The sequence below is a fragment of the Exiguobacterium sp. s50 genome, assembly GCF_018618175.1.
Taxonomy (GTDB): Bacteria; Bacillota; Bacilli; order Exiguobacteriales; family Exiguobacteriaceae; genus Exiguobacterium; species Exiguobacterium chiriqhucha.
Window position 1 is genome coordinate 257844 of sequence record NZ_JACSLP010000002.1, and the last position, 19255, is coordinate 277098.

General features: G+C 53.1%; 17 protein-coding genes. 12 read left to right on the forward strand and 5 right to left on the reverse strand.

All coding sequences use genetic code 11. The annotated features are described in order from the left end of the window. The 6 genes from KNP68_RS03720 to KNP68_RS03745 all read left to right on the forward strand — a co-directional run bounded on the left by KNP68_RS03720 (nucleotide 1) and on the right by KNP68_RS03745 (nucleotide 7241). Entirely contained in the window at nucleotides 1–1239 is a 1239-nt protein-coding gene (locus tag KNP68_RS03720; RefSeq protein WP_029594677.1) for a sensor histidine kinase, read from the forward strand. A gap of 116 nt (nucleotides 1240–1355) precedes the next feature. Then, entirely contained in the window at nucleotides 1356–2084 is a 729-nt protein-coding gene (locus KNP68_RS03725; RefSeq protein ID WP_242678953.1) for a hypothetical protein, read from the forward strand. Between the two features lie 128 nt (nucleotides 2085–2212). Continuing rightward, a complete protein-coding gene (locus KNP68_RS03730; RefSeq protein WP_029594679.1) occupies nucleotides 2213–3442 on the forward strand; it encodes a hypothetical protein in 1230 nt (409 codons plus the stop codon). Between the two features lie 359 nt (nucleotides 3443–3801). Continuing rightward, a complete protein-coding gene (locus KNP68_RS03735; protein WP_165569421.1) occupies nucleotides 3802–5151 on the forward strand; it encodes a glycoside hydrolase family 191 protein in 1350 nt (449 codons plus the stop codon). A gap of 143 nt (nucleotides 5152–5294) precedes the next feature. Next, the gene (upp, locus tag KNP68_RS03740) at nucleotides 5295–5924 is read left to right on the forward strand and encodes a uracil phosphoribosyltransferase (RefSeq protein ID WP_021066126.1); all 630 of its coding nucleotides are present in this window, start codon (nucleotides 5295–5297) and stop codon (nucleotides 5922–5924) included. Nucleotides 5925–6080: 156 nt separating this feature from the next. After that, nucleotides 6081–7241 (forward strand): GGDEF domain-containing protein, encoded by a 1161-nt coding sequence (locus tag KNP68_RS03745; protein WP_242678950.1) that lies wholly within the window; start codon nucleotides 6081–6083, stop codon nucleotides 7239–7241. 63 nt (nucleotides 7242–7304) lie between these two features. On the opposite strand, the gene KNP68_RS03750 is transcribed toward KNP68_RS03745, so the two are convergent. From KNP68_RS03750 to KNP68_RS03770, 5 genes are all read right to left on the reverse strand, one after another. Next, the gene (locus KNP68_RS03750) at nucleotides 7305–8891 is read right to left on the reverse strand and encodes an ABC transporter permease/substrate-binding protein (RefSeq protein WP_131471434.1); all 1587 of its coding nucleotides are present in this window, start codon (nucleotides 8889–8891) and stop codon (nucleotides 7305–7307) included. Beyond that, entirely contained in the window at nucleotides 8888–10012 is a 1125-nt protein-coding gene (locus KNP68_RS03755) for an ABC transporter ATP-binding protein (RefSeq protein WP_034807367.1), read from the reverse strand. The genes KNP68_RS03750 and KNP68_RS03755 overlap by 4 nt, the downstream gene beginning before the upstream one ends. A gap of 192 nt (nucleotides 10013–10204) precedes the next feature. Further along, nucleotides 10205–12874 (reverse strand): cation-transporting P-type ATPase, encoded by a 2670-nt coding sequence (locus KNP68_RS03760; protein WP_214756105.1) that lies wholly within the window; start codon nucleotides 12872–12874, stop codon nucleotides 10205–10207. Nucleotides 12875–13064: 190 nt separating this feature from the next. Continuing rightward, entirely contained in the window at nucleotides 13065–14390 is a 1326-nt protein-coding gene (locus KNP68_RS03765; RefSeq protein WP_251130787.1) for a (Fe-S)-binding protein, read from the reverse strand. After that, nucleotides 14387–15787 (reverse strand): FAD-binding oxidoreductase, encoded by a 1401-nt coding sequence (locus KNP68_RS03770; RefSeq protein WP_242678960.1) that lies wholly within the window; start codon nucleotides 15785–15787, stop codon nucleotides 14387–14389. The genes KNP68_RS03765 and KNP68_RS03770 overlap by 4 nt, the downstream gene beginning before the upstream one ends. Nucleotides 15788–16432: 645 nt before the next feature. Between KNP68_RS03770 and KNP68_RS03775 the strand changes: the two genes are divergently transcribed. The 6 genes from KNP68_RS03775 (at nucleotide 16433) to KNP68_RS03800 (ending at nucleotide 19245) form a co-directional block, all read left to right on the forward strand. Beyond that, entirely contained in the window at nucleotides 16433–16660 is a 228-nt protein-coding gene (locus KNP68_RS03775; protein WP_021066132.1) for a hypothetical protein, read from the forward strand. After that, nucleotides 16657–17085, forward strand: a complete 429-nt coding sequence (locus KNP68_RS03780; protein WP_214756107.1) for an ATP synthase subunit I — start codon at nucleotides 16657–16659, stop codon at nucleotides 17083–17085. The genes KNP68_RS03775 and KNP68_RS03780 overlap by 4 nt, the downstream gene beginning before the upstream one ends. Continuing rightward, a complete protein-coding gene (gene atpB / locus KNP68_RS03785; protein WP_131471427.1) occupies nucleotides 17085–17822 on the forward strand; it encodes a F0F1 ATP synthase subunit A in 738 nt (245 codons plus the stop codon). Before KNP68_RS03780 ends, atpB begins: the two co-directional genes overlap by 1 nt. Nucleotides 17823–17900: 78 nt before the next feature. Next, nucleotides 17901–18113: a F0F1 ATP synthase subunit C gene (atpE, locus tag KNP68_RS03790; protein WP_024370837.1), complete on the forward strand. Its 213-nt coding sequence runs from the start codon at nucleotides 17901–17903 to the stop codon at nucleotides 18111–18113. Between the two features lie 71 nt (nucleotides 18114–18184). Continuing rightward, complete coding sequence (atpF, locus tag KNP68_RS03795; RefSeq protein WP_021066136.1) at nucleotides 18185–18712, forward strand: F0F1 ATP synthase subunit B; 528 nt, start codon at nucleotides 18185–18187, stop codon at nucleotides 18710–18712. After that, entirely contained in the window at nucleotides 18712–19245 is a 534-nt protein-coding gene (locus KNP68_RS03800) for a F0F1 ATP synthase subunit delta (RefSeq protein WP_021066137.1), read from the forward strand. Before atpF ends, KNP68_RS03800 begins: the two co-directional genes overlap by 1 nt. Nucleotides 19246–19255: the final 10 nt, after the last annotated feature.

Below are 19255 nucleotides of genomic sequence, written 5' to 3' on the forward strand. Positions count from 1 at the left end.
ATGAAGCTACGGACGAAGATCGCCTTGGCGATGGCGGGGTTCATGTTGTTTTTACTCATCACCTCGTTCGGTGTCGCCTGGCTCGTCTCGCGGCAACAGATCGTCGACGCCCGCTATGATGTCTTGCGCCAAGCACTCAGCTTGCTCGAGGAAGACGAGCGGAACCAACAAGCCGTCTTGTCGTTGCACGAGGACAGTGTCGTGCTCGAACGGCAAGCGAACGGCGATTGGGGCATCATCGGCGGCCAGGCCGAAGAGAGTTTACGTTTTCCCGTCAACTTCGGAGAACCGGCGCTCGTCGATGATTGGTTCGTCATCGCGACGTCGAACGGGCTCGGCTACGCGTTTCAAGACGCGGCCGTGAGCGAGACGCTCCAGACGCTGGCCACGATTTTTCTCATCATCTTCTTGATTGCAGTGGCGATGACGTTCCTCGGTAGCCTATGGATCGTCAGGCAAGGTCTCGATCCACTCCGCCGTCTCGAGTCGACGATGGAACGGATCACCGAGTCGGGTACGCTCGAGACGATCGATGTCGGGACGAACCGAGACGAAGTCTCGACGCTCGCGACCGGCTTCAACCAGATGATTGACCGGGTCGAAGGGTCGATGGAGCAACAGCGCCGCTTCGTCGCCGATGTTTCACATGAACTGAAGACGCCGCTCACCGTCATCGAAGGGTACGCCAAACTGCTCCGGCGCTGGGGACAGAGCGACCCGGCCGTTCGTGACGAGGCCATCGACCACATCTTGACCGAATCGCGGCAAATGCGCGAGGACTTGATTGAACCGATGCTCGAATTGAGCCGTTTCTCTTCGCTCAAAGAAGTGGAGATCGAGGTGATCAGATTGACTGAGCTGGCCGAACAATTGACCGAACGGTTCGAACGATCGCACGGTATCCACGTACCGATCGAGGCGATGGGGGAGTGGCACGGTCATCGTGATTCGTTGCAGCGGCTCGTCGTCATCTTCATCGATAACAGCTTGAAGTATGCGACTGACACACGCGTGACGATGACGCCGGACCGCATCGAAGTACGCGACCATGGGACGGCGCTCAATGAGGAGGACCGGGCACGGTTATTTGACCGGTTCTATCGACTCGATGAGGCACGGGACCGGAGCGGCAGCGGACTTGGTCTTGCTATCGCCAAAGAAGTGGCGGATTTGAACGGGTGGACGGTCGGCAGTTATGCGAATGCGCCGGACGGCAGCGTCTTCTACGTCACAAAATGACAAAACTTTCGCAGATTCTCATCATTTTCTAATGGAATCCTCGTGGTGCTCTAAGGTCACCGTTCTATGATGAAGATGTAGAACAAGTTCACCACATGAAACGAGGAGGAAACATCATGAAACTAATCGGATGGATTTTAGGAGTCGGGTTGGCGGTACTAGCCGTCGCCGGAATCGGGTTGTATGTCGCGAACGACAAGACGGACACGGTCATCGTCCCACGCGCGGTCGATAGCGTGAACAGCGGAACCGATGATGCCGCAGACGATGCGCAAGATGATGCGAGTCAAGAAGCAGCCACTTCGTCAGAAGGATCAGCATCGAGCGATACGCCGGTTCGTTCGGTCGATGACGATGATTATGAATTGTATGGTACCCTCGTCAGCCTATCAGACCGTGACGTGACGATCAGCTTCAGCGGTAAAGAATCGACGTATCCGCTCGCGGCCCGTCATGAGATTGACGACGACACACCGAAAGCCGGTGACCGCGTCAAACTCGAATTCAATCAAAACGAAGAAGTGAAGGAAGTCGACCGTGAAAGTGACGACTTCGACATTTACGGCACGTTCGTCAGCCTGTCGGATCGTGACGTGACCATCGAACGTGATGGCAAGTCAGAGACGTTCAAACTCGCGAGCCGCTACGAGCTTGACGACGAGGCGCCAAAAGCCGGTGACCGGGTCAAACTCGAGTTGAACCTTCAACAGCAAGTGAAAGAGATTGAACGCGACGATGACCGGGATGACCAAGACGATCAAGATGATCAAAACGACGATCAAAATGATGACGACCAAGATGACGACCGTGACGATGATCAAGATGATGATCGCGACGACGACTAAAAAAATGCCACGCAAGTGGCATTTTTTGTTTATTCTTCTAACAAGAGTTGTAATTATTATTGTATGATAAGGTGAACATGAAAATTTTAGGCGATTCAAACCAAATAAATGTGAAAGGAGGGGACGGGATGAAAAACGTCATCGGACTGATGAGTATAGCCGTCATACTGTTAAGTGGATGCGGGACGAATGAAATCAATGCGCTCAATTTACGACCGCTGTCGACGTATGCGATTCAACAAGACCAAGACATTCCGTTGACGTCTGCGTTGAAGACGCGACTGTTGAATTACTGTGAGCGGCAACCGACAGACGTGTTGCCGACGCGTCGGGCCGAATTGGCGGCCATCACATTCCGCCACCCCTTCTATGACGAATTAGGTAGCAAGACCGTCAAATATTGGCGGAGCGGGGACGAGCATTACGTCTCTTGTTTGAACAGCAACGAACAAAATGAGCGCGTCTTCCGTACCGATGGAATCGAGGCGTTCGAGTCCGCGGCCGGTTCAGGGCCGAGGGAGGTCGATGTCGGGAGCACGTTATCGTTCATTCCTGAACCAGACGTCACGACCGTGGCGCGCGCCTTCGCGGTTAACGAGACGCATGAGACGATTGTTCCCGGTTCGGTCTTCCGGTATCACACACCGGACCGTGGCGCGCTTCACGTCACCTATCACGTCTATCAAGGCGGTGCCGAGGCGGGACAGCTGATTGAACCGGGACTGTTCGTTTTCGAGAGTGGCAAGAATGAAGGCGTGGCGTTCTTGACCCAGTTGGCCGATCAACGGATTACCCTCCAGATGGGTACAGCACAGGCGTGGGATCGCACCGTATTACCCAGTTCGCTGTCGAGTGAGTACGTGCAAATTGACTCGATGGAAGCCGTCTTCAATTTAGATGCCGAAGGACGTAGGCTCTTGAAACGAATCGTGCTCGCGGATGAGCCGATCGAAGACGTCTCGGAGCAGGATTCGGCCGTCTTATCGACTCGTTATGATACCGTAATCGAGGTATGGGGGGCCGTTCAACGACCAGGAGCCGGTGAATTGACGATCACATCGGAGCAAAAAGAGGCGATGCGGTTGGCGACGTACGAGACGGAGACGAAGACGGCCCACCTCGGAGGCCCGAACACGCGCGAACTGTTCGAACTTTTGTCCCGCGTGAAGACGACGAGTGCCGCACCGACGGGCGAACGACGTGGGACGCTCGTGTTATATGAGCAGTTGACCGAGCAACGGTTCGACGTTTGGACCGAGGAAGGGAAAGATACCCTTCAACTGATGGACGTCGAGTCGAAGCGGGTCTATTTGATTGATCAACTGGAATTAGAGGGATTGCTAGACACTTACATATGAGCTAAAACAAATTCTTTTCCCGTTTCATGACACTTTCATGTCGTGAGACGGGTTTTTGTTGTCAAATTGACACTATGTTTTCGTGAAAAACTATCCTATAATTTTTTTTGCGAAGGTTCAACATTACATACACGAATCCGATACATCCATAAAACACACAGCACTAACCTTCTCGTCATTTGAATATAAGAAAAGGGGGAGCAACGAGACACAACTCCATTCAACCATCATCGTCCGTCACCACGTTTTGTCAGTCATCAGGAGAGGAATAGGTAGTGAAATTGAAAAAGTTAATTATGTCTCTAACGGTAGTGTTGTTGATTGTTAGTCTGAACATGTCTAAAACGGGGGCACAAACCATGAACCCACTCGACGGTGTGAAGAACTATCAAGTGTATTATGGCCATCCAACGGCAGCGATTTTGAAAGATATGCAAAACTATGACCTCGTCATCATTGAGCCACTCCATTACACGAAAGCGCAAGTGGAGCAAATCAAAGCACGCGGGACAAAAGTACTCGGATATATTAGCGTCATGGAAGTCGCGACATGGAACACGGGTCTCATGTCAAAACTTCAGTCAGGTGACTTCTTTACGCGTAACGGACAACGTGTCCATTACTCGGAATGGGATTCGTACTTGACGAACATCGCCTCACCGAACTTCCAAGGATTGCTCCTCACGGAAATCCAGAACCAAGTCGTCGCCAAAGGCATCGATGGCGTGTTCATGGATACGGTCGGTGATATTGATAACGAACATTTGAACAATCCGACCGTGCTCAAGCAGCAACGTGACGGACTCGTCAACTTCTTGAAGCAAGCACGGGCCCGCTATGGTGAAATCGCCATGGTCCAAAACTGGGGCTTTGACACGTTAGAAACGTCAACGGCACCTTACGTCGACGGCATCATGTGGGAGAGTTTCAACGCCGACACGATCAAGAGCGACGCTTGGTCACAAAACATGATTAAGAAATTACAAGCGGTCGACGCGAAGTATTCGGTCAAGACGCTCACGATTTCGACACGTCTTAGCGCGGACAGCCACAAGCTCGCCAAAGATTCTGGCTTCATCCATTTCCACGAAGCGGATGCTTACGTGAACTGGAACGCAGGTCTCGTGACGCGCACACAGGATACGGCGCCGGCACCGGTCGCAGTAGCACCGACGACGAAGCCAGCTACGACGACAACGACGAAGCCAGCTGAAACGACAACGACGAAACCGGCTACAACGACAACAACGAAGCCAGCTACGACGACAACAACGAAGCCAGCTACGACGACAACGACGAAACCGGCTACGACGACAACAACGAAGCCAGCTACGACGACAACGACGAAACCGGCTACGACGACAACGACGAAGCCTGCTACAACGACAGCCACGAAACCGGCTGCGACGACAACGGCGAAGCCTGTAACAGAAACGGCGACAAAGCCTGTCACAAAGCCAGTCTCAGCTCCGAAAGCAGATGCCTCGACGGACAAACCGACCGAGTCGAAACAAAAAGCAAAAGCTGACTGGAAGCAAGAGAAGAAAGACAAAAAAGAGAAGAAGAAGGCGAAAAAGCATGCCAAAAAACATGCTAAAAAGCATGCCGCCAAGCACAGCTCGTCTAACGACCATCACGCCGCCAAAGGAAACATGTGCGGAAAAGTGAAACACAAGACGGCCGGTTTCCTAAATTTCTTCAAATTCTAAACCATGTGTCACCTGAACCCCGAGGGATCGATTTCGTTCCTTCGGGTTTCGTCTGACCTCTTAAAAAACAGAAGTTGACCCTACCTTTCTCAGAAAAGTTAGGGTACAATGCTCAAGAGAGATTGAGAGAGGAGTGAAGCATGATGGGCAAAGTACACGTTTATGACCACCCATTGATTCAGCACAAGATGACGATTATGCGTAAAGTAGAGACGGGGACGAAGCAGTTCCGTGAACTCGTAGACGAGGTTTCGTCACTCATGGCATATGAAATTACACGCGACCTTCCGCTTACCGATGTGGAAATTGAGACACCGGTCTCTGTATCGACACAGAAGATGATTGCCGGCAAGAAATTGGGAATCGTCCCAATTTTACGGGCAGGCCTCGGCATGGTGGATGGCTTCCTCAAAATGATGCCGAACGTCAAAGTCGGTCACATCGGTTTATATCGTGACCCAGAGACGCTCGAGCCGCACGAATACTATCTCAAGTTGCCGACGGACGTCACAGAACGTGACTTCATCGTCGTCGACCCGATGCTCGCGACAGGCGGTTCAGCAGCCGACGCGATTGCCGCGCTTAAAAAGCACGGTGCCAAGTCGATCAAGCTCGCTTGCCTCTGTGCAGCCCCTGAAGGTGTGGAACGTGTTCAAGCCGAACACCCGGACGTCGAAATCTATCTCGCCGCACTTGACGAGAAGTTGAACGACCACGGCTACATCGTACCAGGACTCGGTGACGCAGGTGACCGTCTGTTCGGAACAAAATAAGCATGAACCCGATGAGAGGATCCTGGTGATCCTCTCTTTTTTGTGGGAATGTGCACCAATCGATTCAAATTAGTTGAGACGATCGAGGAGACGGCCGATAGTAGAAGAGGAAGAGACCGTAAGTCGGTCCGATGTCGGGATAAGGGAAGAGACACGATGAAGACTAAATTCTCGCTACTGCAAAGATACTTACTCATCTCCTTGATGGCGTTGTTTTTAACGAGCGTCTGGAGCTATAGCGCGTTTCAGGACATCGAGCAGGAAAATCGACGAATTGTCGAGGAAGCCATCCCGATTTCGAACGCCGCCTCGGAGCTGTTTCGGTTACTGCTCGACCAAGAGCTGTCGGTCCGGGGCTATACATATAACCAAGACGCGCAGTCGCTCGAACAGTATGAGGCGACGAAACAATCATTGGAGGAGACGATTCGTATTATTCGTGAACTCGACGAGCGTCATCCGATCATGCAGGAATTGATTCAAGACGAGGCGTTGCCGCTCATTCAAAAAATGGAGGCGTTCCATGCGTCGCAAATCGAACTCATCGAGGCGGGGGATGTCATCGCCGCGAACGCGCGTCGCTATAGCGGCATCGATTATATCAACCAGTTCCGAGACGTCGATGCGGCCCTTCGTGAAGACATCGACAACATCATCCAACAAGCCACGCTTCGGAGTGAAACTGCCTCAAATTCAGCGAAATGGGTCATCTTCATCGTCGTCGGCATTGCATTGTTGCTGTTGATGACGTTCATGCATACGTTCCGGCTCGAGCGCAGCAAACAAGCGCTCATCCATCGCTCGCTCCATGACGCCTTGACCGGGATTTGGAATCGTCGAGCTTTTGACGAGAAGTTAGAACGGATGTGGGACGAAGCGACCGATACCGGAGACGTGCTTGCGCTCCTCTTGCTTGATATCGATGCGTTCAAGACGTATAACGACACATACGGCCATTTGGCCGGAGACGCTTGCCTCGAACGGGTGGCGAACGCGATCGACAAGGCGGTCGGGGAAGACGGCATGACGGCCCGCTATGGAGGCGAAGAGTTCGCGGTGCTCCTGCGGCCACGCCACGCGCGCCAACCGAAAGAAATCGCGGAACGAATTCGGCAAGCGGTGCTCAAACTGAACATCGCGCACGAAATGTACACACCGTTGCGAAAAGTGAGTGTCAGCATCGGCGTCGCCGAACATGCGCCAACGCCAAGTGGCGATAAGACCGACTTGATGGAGGCGGCCGACCAAGCCCTCTATCAAGCAAAACAGAGTGGGCGCAACCGCGTCTCGGTCGGCCAGGCGACGAACGTAGGTTAAAATCGGCCACAGAAAAAAGACGACTTTCCCGATTCGAACGGGAGGGTCGTCTTTCGTATAGGTTTATTGTTCAATTAATCCTTCTTGGATAAGGAAGTCGCGGGCGACTTTCTCCGGACGTTGTTTCTCGACGTCAGCAAGATAATTGAGCTCTTGCATCGTCTCGTCCGTGATTTTCCCGCTCAGCAAGTTCAATACGTCCGCGAGCTCAGGATGCTCGGCGAGCGTCTCTTCGCTGACGATTGGGACCGCATAGTACGGTGGGAAGAACTGCTTGTCGTCCTCGAGGACGGTCAAGTCGAAACGCTTGAGCAAGCCGTCGGTCGAGAAGCTGTCGATGGCGTTACTCTCATTGTTCATGAGTGCCGTATAGCGGAGTCCGCCGTCGACCGGTTTCACGTCTTGGAAGTTGAACGGGTACGCCTCTTTCAATCCGAGGTAGCCGTCTTCCCGGTTCGAGAACTCGATTGTCGGACCGAAGACGAGCTCGTCACTCACCGCAGCGAGATCTGAGACGGTCTTTAAACCGTATTTGTCGACGTCTTCTTGTTTGACGGCGATGGCGTAGGTGTTATTGAAGCCGATCGGGTCGAGCGTGCGGATATCGAAACGTTCGTTCACTTGTTTCACGACTTTGTCGTAGACGACGTCGGGGTCGTTCTCGACTTCTTGCTTCAATACATCGACGAACAATGTGCCCGTATATTCGACGTACGTATCAATCTCACCGGTCCGTAGGGCACTGAAAGCGACCTGGGTGCCACCGAGGTTCAGTTGACGTTTCACATCGAGGTCGGTCTTGTCCTCAATCAAGTCGGCGACCATGTTCCCGAGAATCAATTGCTCGGTGAAGTTTTTCGAACCGACGACAATCGTATCGTCTTCACGGGTGAAGGCGTAAATCGAACCAGCAAGGAGTAGGGCGAACGCCGATGCGATGACGATGAGCGGTTTTGTGACTTTCTTCGCCGAGCGACGCGTCTTCTTCTTCATGCGGCCGTCGGCGAGGACGATGCCGTTCGGTGCGACTTTATACTCGATACGGCTGACGACGAAGTCGATCAACAAGGCGAGAAGACCAGCTGGGATGGCCCCGGCGAGAATCTGGTTGTTGTCGACAGTCTGAATCCCGGCGAAGACGAGATAGCCGAGTCCGCCAGCCCCGACGAACGCCGAGATTGTCATCAGTCCGACGGCCGTGACCGCAGAAATGCGAATACCGGCCATGATGATCGGTAAGGCGAGGGGTAACTGAATCTTACTTAAAATCTGGCGATCGGTCAGGCCGATCCCTTTGGCCGATTCGAGCGTGTCACCAGGAATGCTCGACAGTCCCGTATACGTGTTCTTCACGATCGGGAGGAGCGAGTAGAGGACGACCATGATAATCGCCGGTGTCGACCCGATGCCGATGAACGGGATTAGAAAACCGAGGAGTGCCAAACTTGGCACGGCTTGGACGACGCTCGTCAGACCGAGAATCGGCTTCGCGAGCCGTGGGATCCGTAAGATGAGAATCCCGAGCGGTACCCCTAACAGGACCGCAAGCGAGACGGCGAACACCGTCAGTTGTAAGTGTTCGAGTAAGAGTGTCCCGATTTGGTTCGTGTTGTTTGTGAAGTAATCAAAAAATGATTGGATGGCGTTCATAGCGTTCCCTCCTCTTGCATGAATTGCTCACTGAGGACGGAAAGCAAACTGCTGCGTGTAATCAAGCCGTGAAGCATCGAACCGTCGACGACAGGGAGGTACCCTTGGTCGCTTGTGTTCATGACGTCTAAAATATCGAGGAGCGAATCCTCGATTGAGACGAAGGCGTAATTCGTGTTCATGACTTCCTCGAGTCGCTTCGTCTTATCTGGGATGCCGTGGACGTCCTTCAATTTGATGAGTCCTTGCAAAGTACGGTCACGGTCGGTAATCAATAGGCTGTCGACTTTGCGCGAACGCATAATTTCAATCGCTTGAAGCACCGTCCGTTTCCCGCTGATCGATACCGGGTCGGTGATCATGATATCTTTTGCCTTGATGAATTCAGGGCTGTTCCAAATTCGATTTTTCCCGATGAACGACTCGACGTACTCGTCTTTCGGGTTCCGGAGGATTTGTTCCGGGGTATCGAATTGGACGATTTCCCCGTCGCGCATGATACAAATGCGATCGGCCAGCTTGATCGCCTCATCCATATCATGGGTGACGAACACAATCGTCTTTTTCACTTCTTCTTGCAGGTTGAACAGCTCTTCTTGCAGGTCGTTCCGGGTCACCGGATCGAGGGCGCTGAACGGCTCATCCATCAAGATGACTTCCGGGTCGTTCATGAGAGCACGGGCGAACCCGATGCGTTGCTGTTGGCCACCGCTCAATTCGCTCGGATAGCGATCGATGAACTGATCCGGGTCAAGGCCGACCATGCGGAGGAGGTGTTCGGTCCGGGCGTCCATGTCTTGTTCGGCATGGCCTTCGAGCCCGGCAATCAATTGGATGTTTTCACGGATCGTCATATGCGGGAAGAGGCCGGTCTGTTGAATGACGTACCCCATCTGGCGCCGCAATTCAATCGGATCCATTTTGCGCGTGTCTTGGCCGTTGACGATGATTGTGCCTTCCGTCGGTTCAATCAATCGGTTAATCATTTTCAGCGAGGTCGTCTTCCCGCAGCCGGACGGGCCGATAAAGACGACGAGCTCACCTTTGTTGATGATAAGGTTCATCTCTTTCAAGACGGTCGTGTTCTTAAACATTTTTTTCACTTGCTTGAATTCAATCATCGACTCAACTCTTTTCAAATTATTTTCACATAACCTTAATGTTCCCTTGTTATGAAGATGTAAACATCTTTTTCTCAAAATGAGGTTTGAAGACGTTCTAAAACGGGATTAGGTAAAGTTGTAGTCTCATATATGAGCCACACGAATAAAAGGAGCGACGCCCGTAGGCATCGCTCCTTTTATTGGAGTCATTTAGGATTGGTTGCGTCTGATGAGGTTGCGTGAAATCAGCTTCTCGAGTTCGATGATGAAGAAGACGATAATCCCGAGCGCGATCGGAATCAACCAATCGGTCGCAGCGATTGGCATCGTTCCGAATGCCGTGTTCATGAACGGCACGTACGTGATGAATAGCTGCAACGCGATGAGCACCCCGGAGACGTAGAACGCAATCGGGTTCTCGAAGAACGAACGGCTGAGCGCTGGTTCGAGCTCGACACGGACGTTGAACAAGTGGAAGAGCTGGGCGAAGACGATCGTGTTGAGCGTCATCGTGTGGATATATTCCACACTATAATCACCCGTGTTCATATATAGGTTGTACATGAGTGTCCCGCCACTGATCAGGAGTGAGACGAGCAAGATGCGGAAGATATAGTAACCGCTCAATAGCGGTGTCTTCTTCGGTCGTGGAGCCCGCTGCATCGTCGACGGCTCGAGCGGCTCGAAGGCGATCGCAAAGGACAAGGTGATGGCGACGACCATGTTCACCCATAAGATTTGAAGCGCCGTGAGCGGGAGCTGCGTCCCGAGGAAGATACTCATGAGGAGTAATAATCCTTGCGCTCCGTTCGTCGGCAAGATGAAGAGAATCGTCTTCTTCAAGTTGTCGTATACACGTCGACCTTCTTTGACGGCTTTGAAGATCGTGTTGAAGTTATCGTCGACAAGCACCATCTCGGCCGCTTCTTTCGATACTTCTGTCCCTTTGATTCCCATGGCAACACCGATGTCGGCGCGGCGGAGGGCAGGGGCGTCGTTGACACCGTCACCGGTCATGGCGACGATATGGTCTTGCGTCTGGAGCGCCTTGACGAGACGCGTCTTGTTCTCGGGGCTCGTCCGGGCGAAGATATTGTATTGACCGACGACTTCGACGAGTTCCTCGTCCGTTAAGTCATCAATCTCCGTCCCTTGAAGGGCGCCGGCCTCAGTCGGGATACCGAGTTCGTTCCCGATGGCAATGGCTGTGTCTTTATGGTCGCCGGTAATCATCTTCACTTGGATACCGGCAGACTGACATTCGTTGACCGCTTCAATCGCCTCGGGACGCGGTGGGTCCATGATGCCGATGAGCCCGAGGAATTCGATTCCTTCATATAAGTCGTCATGGTCAATCTTCTCTTTTGATGTGTTGAACGTGCGTTTGGCGACACCGATGACACGTTGCCCTTTTTTAGCGAGGTCGGTCATCTTCTCTTCCCACATCTCTGTCGGGAAGTTCGAGTCACTCGCCTCGGCCATCGAGAACAAGCGGTCCGGTGCACCTTTCAAGTACATGACGTGCGCTTCGTCACGTGGCGAGAGTGTCGCCATATATTTATGCGCCGAGTCGAACGGGATCTTCGAGATGACGCGGAGCGGTCGAATCGACTCTTCTGCTTTCTCTCCGAGCGTGAGCAAGCAACCTTCCGTCGGGTCGCCCGTGATCATCCATTGCTTCGACTCTTCGTCGAAGAACAAGTCTGAATCGTTACACGTCACACCGGCAAGGAGAATCTCGTTGAGAATCTCGTCTTGCTTGTTCGAGTAGACGTCGTTTTCAAATTCAATGCGACCTTCCGGCGCGTACCCCGAACCGGTCACACGGAGCGTGCGGTCAGCGAGTTGGATATTTTGAGCGGTCATCTCGTTTTTCGTCAACGTCCCGGTCTTATCCGAACAGATGACGGAGACGGCACCGAGCGTCTCGACGGACGGCAAGTTTTTGACGATCGCCTTATTGTCTGCCATCTGGCGGACGCCGAGGGCGAGAATGATGGAAATGATCGCCGGTAGTCCTTCCGGAATGACGGCGACGGAGAGACCGATGACCGCGAGCAACAGCTCAGTCGTCTCATAATCACGCAAGAAGTAGCCGAAGATGAAGGTGAACACGGCGACACCGGCGATGACGCTCGCAATGGTCTTCCCGAAGCGTTGCGTCTGCTGGATGAGCGGTGTTTGCACTTTCTCGACTTCGGCGATGGACGCGTTGATTTTACCGAGTTCGGTCTTTGAACCGGTCGCGATGACGATTCCGCTACCTGTACCGGCAGCGACCGACGTCCCGGAGAACGCCAAGTTCGTCCGGTCGCCGAGACCGATTTTCTCTTCGAGCGGGTCGAGCGTCTTGTCGACGGTGATCGCTTCACCGGTCAAGGCCGACTCCTCGACTTTCATGTTCTCCACTGTGATGAGGCGAAGGTCGGCCGGGATTTTGTCACCCGGTTTCAAATAAACGATGTCACCTGGGACGAGGTACTCGGCCTCGATCTCCTTGCGCTTGCTGTCACGACGGACAAGGGCGGACGGGGACAACATGTTCTTAATCCCTTCGAGTGCCTGCTCAGCCTTGTTCTCTTGCAGGTAACCGATAATCCCGATGATGAGGACGACGAGAGCGATGACGATCGAGTCGTACCAATAGCCGAGTACGACCTTAATCACGGCGGCGGCCAACAGGACGTAAATGAGGACGTCATTGAACTGTCGTACGAATTTCAGCCACTTCGGGTCTTTCTTTGGCTCGGGAAGGACGTTCTTCCCGTGTTGTTCGATTCGTTCTTTCGCTGTCTCCTCACGTAACCCTTGATCGATATCGGTATCGAGAAGGTCCTCGGTCTCGTGAATCGATAGCGTATGCCACTGCCTCTCTTCCATTTGAAAACCCCTTTCTCTGTTTACACATTTCGACAGACTGGTAGAACCGTCTATATTTTATTATACCCCATGTGAAAAGTGTGTAAGCTTTAATTTCATGTGAAATCATCGGAATTGTGAAGTATGTGTGAATCAGAGAAGGGGAATGTATGGGACGACAAAAAAAGAGGAGAGCGTGGGCTCTTCTCCTTTACGTATTCGGTAACGCCTCCGCCAATAAATCGGCTAAATGGACGGCCCGCATCGAGTCGGTCCCGTGTTCTTGGATGCCGAGTTGCATTTGCAGATGACAGCCCGGGTTCGAGGTCACAATCGTCTGGGCGGCCGTGTCCCGGACGTGGCCCATCTTCATCTCGAGGATGTCGTTCGCGATGATAGGTTGGAGTAAGTTGTACACGCCAGCCGAGCCGCAACAGTGATCGGCGTGGCGCTGTTCGACGTACGTCGTCCCTTGAATCGCTTGGAGTAAAAGTCGCGGGGCGAGCGCGCCTTGTTGCACGTTTCGGAGATGGCACGAGTCTTGATACGTGATGACTTGCTTCGGCAACGTGAGTGTGACCCGGTCGAGGAAGCCGACCTCAATCAAAATCGAGGCGAAGTCTTTCACTTTCGCCTTGAAACGCTCGGCGCGCGCGAGCCAGGCGGAATCTTGTTTCAACAGATGGTCGTAACCGAGCAGGAACGCCCCGCACCCGCCCGCGTTCGTGATGACGTAATCGACGTCGAGTGCTTCGAACGCCTCGATGTTTTGTTTCGCGAGTCGGACGGCCCCGGCTTGTTCGCCGGCGTGTCCGTGCAGGGCACCGCAACATTGTTGGGTGTCGGGGATGACGATGTCACAGCCCGCTGCCTGGAGCAACTTCATCGTATTTGCGTTCGTCTCGTAGAACATCGTGTCCATCAGACATCCGCTGAAGAAGGCGATCCGGGCCGTCGGTTGACCCGCCGCCTTCAGCCGTTCCGGACGACGACGTCGTTCCGTCTTCGGTGGGACCGGTGGCAAAATCGCCTCCATCTTTTGGAGCTGGTCCGGGAACCAGTCGAGGATGTGCAGTTTCCGCGTGAGCGTCTGCACACCGGACTGTTGATAAAAACGAAGGAAGCCTGTCGCCGTCTCCATGTTCGCCTTGTTCATGAACAAGCCGTCGAACACGACCTTGCGGATGACGCGCTCTCGGACGTCCATTTGGCCCGTCGCCCGTTTGTGCTCGGTGATGGCGGCCCGCGCGTCCTCGAGCAGGACGCTATAGCGCACCCCGGCCGGGCATGCCGGTTCACAGGCGAGGCAACCGAGACACTCGTCGAGCGTCTTCTCGACGCCGGCGTCGGGTTCGATCAAGCCGTCGACGACGCCTTTCATGATGGCGATGCGGCCGCGCGGGGAGGCCGTCTCGTCTTTCGAGCGGATATACGTCGGGCACGTCGGGAGACAGAAGCCGCAGCGCATGCAGCCGAGCATCTCTTCATAGTCGAGCTTGTCGGTCATACGGGTGGCGAGTTCGGGCGTCTGCTTCATGCTGTGCCTCCTTGGACGATCCGTTTCTTCGCCGCTTTGGCGAACATCTTCTGTGGGTTCATGATGCCGTGCGGGTCGAAGGCGAGCTTGATGCCTTTCATGACGTCAATCCCGGCCGGTCCGAGCTTCCATTCGAGATACGGGGCTTTCATCGCCCCGACCCCGTGCTCACCGGTGATCGTCCCGCCAAGGTCGAGCGCGGCAGCAAAGATATCAGCGAACGCCGCTTCGACGCGTTCCATCTCTTCATGGTCCCGGGCATCGGTCGCGACCGTCGGATGCAAGTTGCCGTCCCCGGCATGGCCGAACGTGGCGATTTGAATGTCATACGCCCGTCCGATCGCTTCGATGCGTCGGACCATCTCGGCAATCTCGCTCCGCGGTACGGTCGCATCCTCTAAAATCGTCGTCGGACTGAGCCGGGCGAGGGCGGACAAGGCGATCCGTCGGGCGTAACGCAACGTCTCGGCGTGCGCCTCGTCACGGGCCACTTCGACCGCTAAGGCGCCTTCAGCTCGGCAGACGGCGTGCATCGACTCGATATCTTGTCGGACGACGTCACATGGACCGTCCTGTTCTAATAGAAGGAGAGCGCCGACGTCGGTCGGCAATCCGATGTTCGCATACGCCTCGACGACCTCAATCGTCTTCTTGTCCATGAACTCGAGGGTCGCCGGGATGACGCGGTTCTCGATGATGCGGCTCACCGTTCGGGCCGCGCTGTCCAAGTTGCTGAAATGGGCGAGCATCGTCCGCTTCGTCTCGGGGAGCGGGATGAGTTTGAGTGTCGCCTTTGTGATGACGGCGAGCGTCCCTTCAGATCCGACGAGGAGGCGCGTCAAGTCGTAGCCGGCGACGTCTTTCGCGAGTTTCCCACCCGTTTTGAGAAGCTCGCCGTTCGGGAGCACCGCTTCGAGGGCGAGTACGTAGTCGGCGGTCACTCCGTACTTTAGACCGCGCAAGCCCCCGGAATTCTCGCTAATGTTGCCGCCGATCGTCGAGATCTTCATCGAGCTCGGATCGGGCGGATAGAACAGTCCTCTCGCCTCGACGGCTTGGGCCAAGTGGGCGGTGATACAACCGGGCTCGACCGTCACCGTCAAATTCTTCTCATCAATCTCGAGGATGCGGTCCATATGCCGGAAGTCCATGACGACTCCGCCCGAGAGTGGCGTCGTCCCGCCGGCAAGGTTCGTCGCCGACCCACGCGGGACGATCGGGATGCGGTGTGCATGGCACAATCGCAGTACGGCCTGTACATGTTCGGTCGAACGAGGGGCGACGATGGCATCGGGCATCGCTTGATAGTTCGGTGTCGCATCAAACGAATAGGCGAGTCGGGTCGTCGGGTCCGTGAAGACGACATCGTCACCGATTTCCTCGCGTAATTGATTCATCCAGTCCATGGTAGTTCCTCCTCACACGCATCAAAATACTCACGATGCGGGCGTCGGTTTCGAAAGTCACAAAATCGACACATTTTTAGATAGCGCTTACATCGTAATCGTAGCCATTCGAACTGGGATTGTCCACCCACTTCGGCTTGATGGGAAGGGATTTCCAGTCGCATGGACGGCTAAAATCGTCCTGTGAGATTCATCACTACAAATTCGTCAGAACCCCTCGACACGACAAAAAGATAATCGGTATACTGATACAGGACGATGAAAACGATTTCAAAATCGGGTCAACGTTCGTTTCAAAACCTTTTGTGAACGTAAGCCGTTTGTCATTGTGTTTTCCAAAACGTGGAGGTATAACTGAACTATTCTTCATCTGATTCGCAATGTGAAATGTTATAAAGTCAACATTTTTATTTCACCGTTTCTTCATACTTTTTTAAAATTTAGCGATTTTAATTTAGTTTGTGAACTGCGTAAAAGCCTTGATACACCTTGATTTAAAGCGCTTTTATAATTGTGAAATTCATTGACTTCTTATGCCATTTCCATTACTCTGAACTTGTGTGACTTTTGATGGTCACGCGAGTGTGAATTCGATCAAGAAGATGGAAAGCATGGCAGCTCGAAAGGGGGATTTGGATGACGAAAAAAGACAATCGTTACCTATCCTACGCCTCGCTCGCCTCTCAAATTTCGACCGCGCTCGCTGGACCGATCGTCATCGGTTATCTCGTTGGCCAATACGGGGCGAGACGTGAATTTTGGGGCACGTTTGGTTGGAATGTGTCGGTGTTTCTGGGTATGGCTCTCGGAATCACGGCGCTTGTTCTCACCCTTCGAAGTTTACTGACAGGAGAGGACGAATGAAGCTAGAACAAACGGAACTACAACAAGTGCAAGCTGACAGAAAAGTACAGAAGCAGTTGATGAAACGCTATACGAAGTGGTTTAGTAGATGGTTCGCCATTCTCCTCATCGGTGCATTCATCGTCCCTATGTACAAACCGGTATTTCTCGGCTTGTTCCTAGGTGGGGTCGCCAGTCTCATTATTCTACATATGCAGAATCGAAGCGTCATTCGCATGTATGACGTCATCGAACATGGACGACGCCCAAAGTCGCACGGGACTGTTTCAAGAATGGCAGTCGGTGCACTAGCCGTGATAGTCGGCCTCTTTTATGAGGATCGAGTATCGCTGATTGCGGTGGTAACTGGTCTAATCGCCGGCCACATCATACAATTTGGCGAGTTCACACTTGCCCAGCTCAGCAGGAAAAGAGGTGAATACTAATGGGTCATGAGTATCCCAAATATTCTCTACAACTCGGAGATTATACGTTATATGGGAGCTGGACGAACGTCATTACGGTGCTGATCGCATCACTACTCGTATTTACGTTTGCCGTTTGGGGAACGCGACGCTTGGCTATGAAGCCGACCGGTAAGCAGAACTTCATGGAATTCTTTGCAGAATTCGTACGCGGGGTCATCTCGAGTGCGATGGACTGGAAGACAGGTGGCCGCTTTATCTCGTTCGGGATGACGTTGATTTTGTTCATTCTCTTCTCGAACTTGATGGGTCTAGAGTTTAACGTCATTTCTGGTCACAATGTATGGTTCAACTCACCGACGGCCGATCCTTACGTCACGTTGGCATTGTCGACACTCGTCGTTGCAATGTCGCACTATTACGGCGTGAAGCTACACGGTTTGAAGCACTACTCGGCGGAATTCGTGAAGCCGGTCTGGTTCTTATTGCCGATCAAGCTCATCGAGGAGTTCGCGAACACCTTGACGCTCGGTCTGCGTCTTTACGGTAACATCTTTGCCGGTGAAATCATGATTACCATCATCTTGGGACTCGCAATTACCGCAGAAGGGGCACTTAACCCGCTCGGTGCTGTGTTCGCAGTTCTCCCAATGATTTTATGGCAAGGCTTCTCAATCTTTATCGGGGTTATCCAATCCTACATTTTCCTGACGCTTGCAATGGTGTACATCGGGCATAAAGCTTCTGCCGAGCATTAATTCGGGCAGGTCTCGCCAAAGCGTTGAACAAAAAAACTATTTACTTAACTTTTAGGAGGAATATACACAATGGAACAAATGAATCTTCTCGCAACAGCACTCGTTATCGGTCTTGGAGCACTCGCGGCTGGTATCGGTAACGGTCTCATCGTATACGGAACAGTACAAGGACAAGCACGTCAGCCAGAACTCAAAAACGAACTTCGTCAAACAATGTTCATCGGTATCGGTTTGGTTGAAGCCCTCCCGATCATCGGTGTGGCTGTCGGTTTCCTTCTCCTCAACTCTTGATTACGAGTTAACGAGAACAACGTAAGAGGGAGCGTGTCTCCCTCACTTATTTAGTCAAGAGGAGGGTATGCATGGATACGATGATGATTGCAGCTGGTGCTGGCGGCGAAGGCCTCCGCATCCTGGATATGATCTTTACACTTTTCACATTCCTCGTACTCTTGGCCCTGTTGAAGAAATTTGCTTGGGGACCACTCCTTGGAATGATGAGACAGCGTGAAGAGTATGTAGCGAACGAAATTGAGCTCGCCGAAAAGAGCCGCAAAGATGCGGAAACATATGTAGTCGAACAACGTGACGCGCTCAGCGCCGCACGTACAGAATCGAAAGAAATGCTTGATTCAAGCCGTCGTCAAGCAGAAGCGGAACAAGCACGCTTGGTGGAGCAGGCGCGTTTGGAAGCCGAACAAATCAAGATCGAGGCGGGTAAAGCGATCGAACGTGAGCGTGAGCTCGCGAAGCAATCGCTCCAGACCGAAGTCGTCACACAGGCGCTCTCGGCCGCACGCCACGTCCTTCAGTCAGACCTCAAAGGCGACGAAGTGAAACAACGTGCCCTCGTTACAGACTTCCTGTCTAAAGCGAAAGGTGCTAACTGATGAACACATCGTTAGCAAAACGCTATGCCAAAGCGCTCTTCGACTTAGCGCGGGAACAAGGCACGCTCGACCAAGTCGAAGCGGAAGTGCGTCTGCTCGATGAAGTGCTCCACGCGACTCCTGAACTCACGGATCTCTTAACGAATCCGGCGATCAGTGACAGCGAGCTTGCACAGCTTTTAACACATAGCTTTGGTGACATGACAGATATCGTGCTCAACACACTTCTCGTCATGGTCGAAAACGACCGTGCGAGCGAGGTTCGCGGCTTGTCGCGCTACGTCCTTGATTACATCAACGACTACCGTGGCATCGCCGAAGGGTTCGTCACGAGTGCTTACCCGTTGTCGGCAACAGAGTTGAAAGAAGTCGAACTCGTCTTCGGTCAGAAGATGAACAAGACGCTTCAATTGAAGAACGTCGTCGATGAAGACGTCATCGGTGGACTTCGTGTCCAGATCGGCTACACGACGTATGATGACACAATCGAAAACAAACTAACACGCCTCGAGCGTGAATTGTTGAATGCGTAAGAAATAGGGG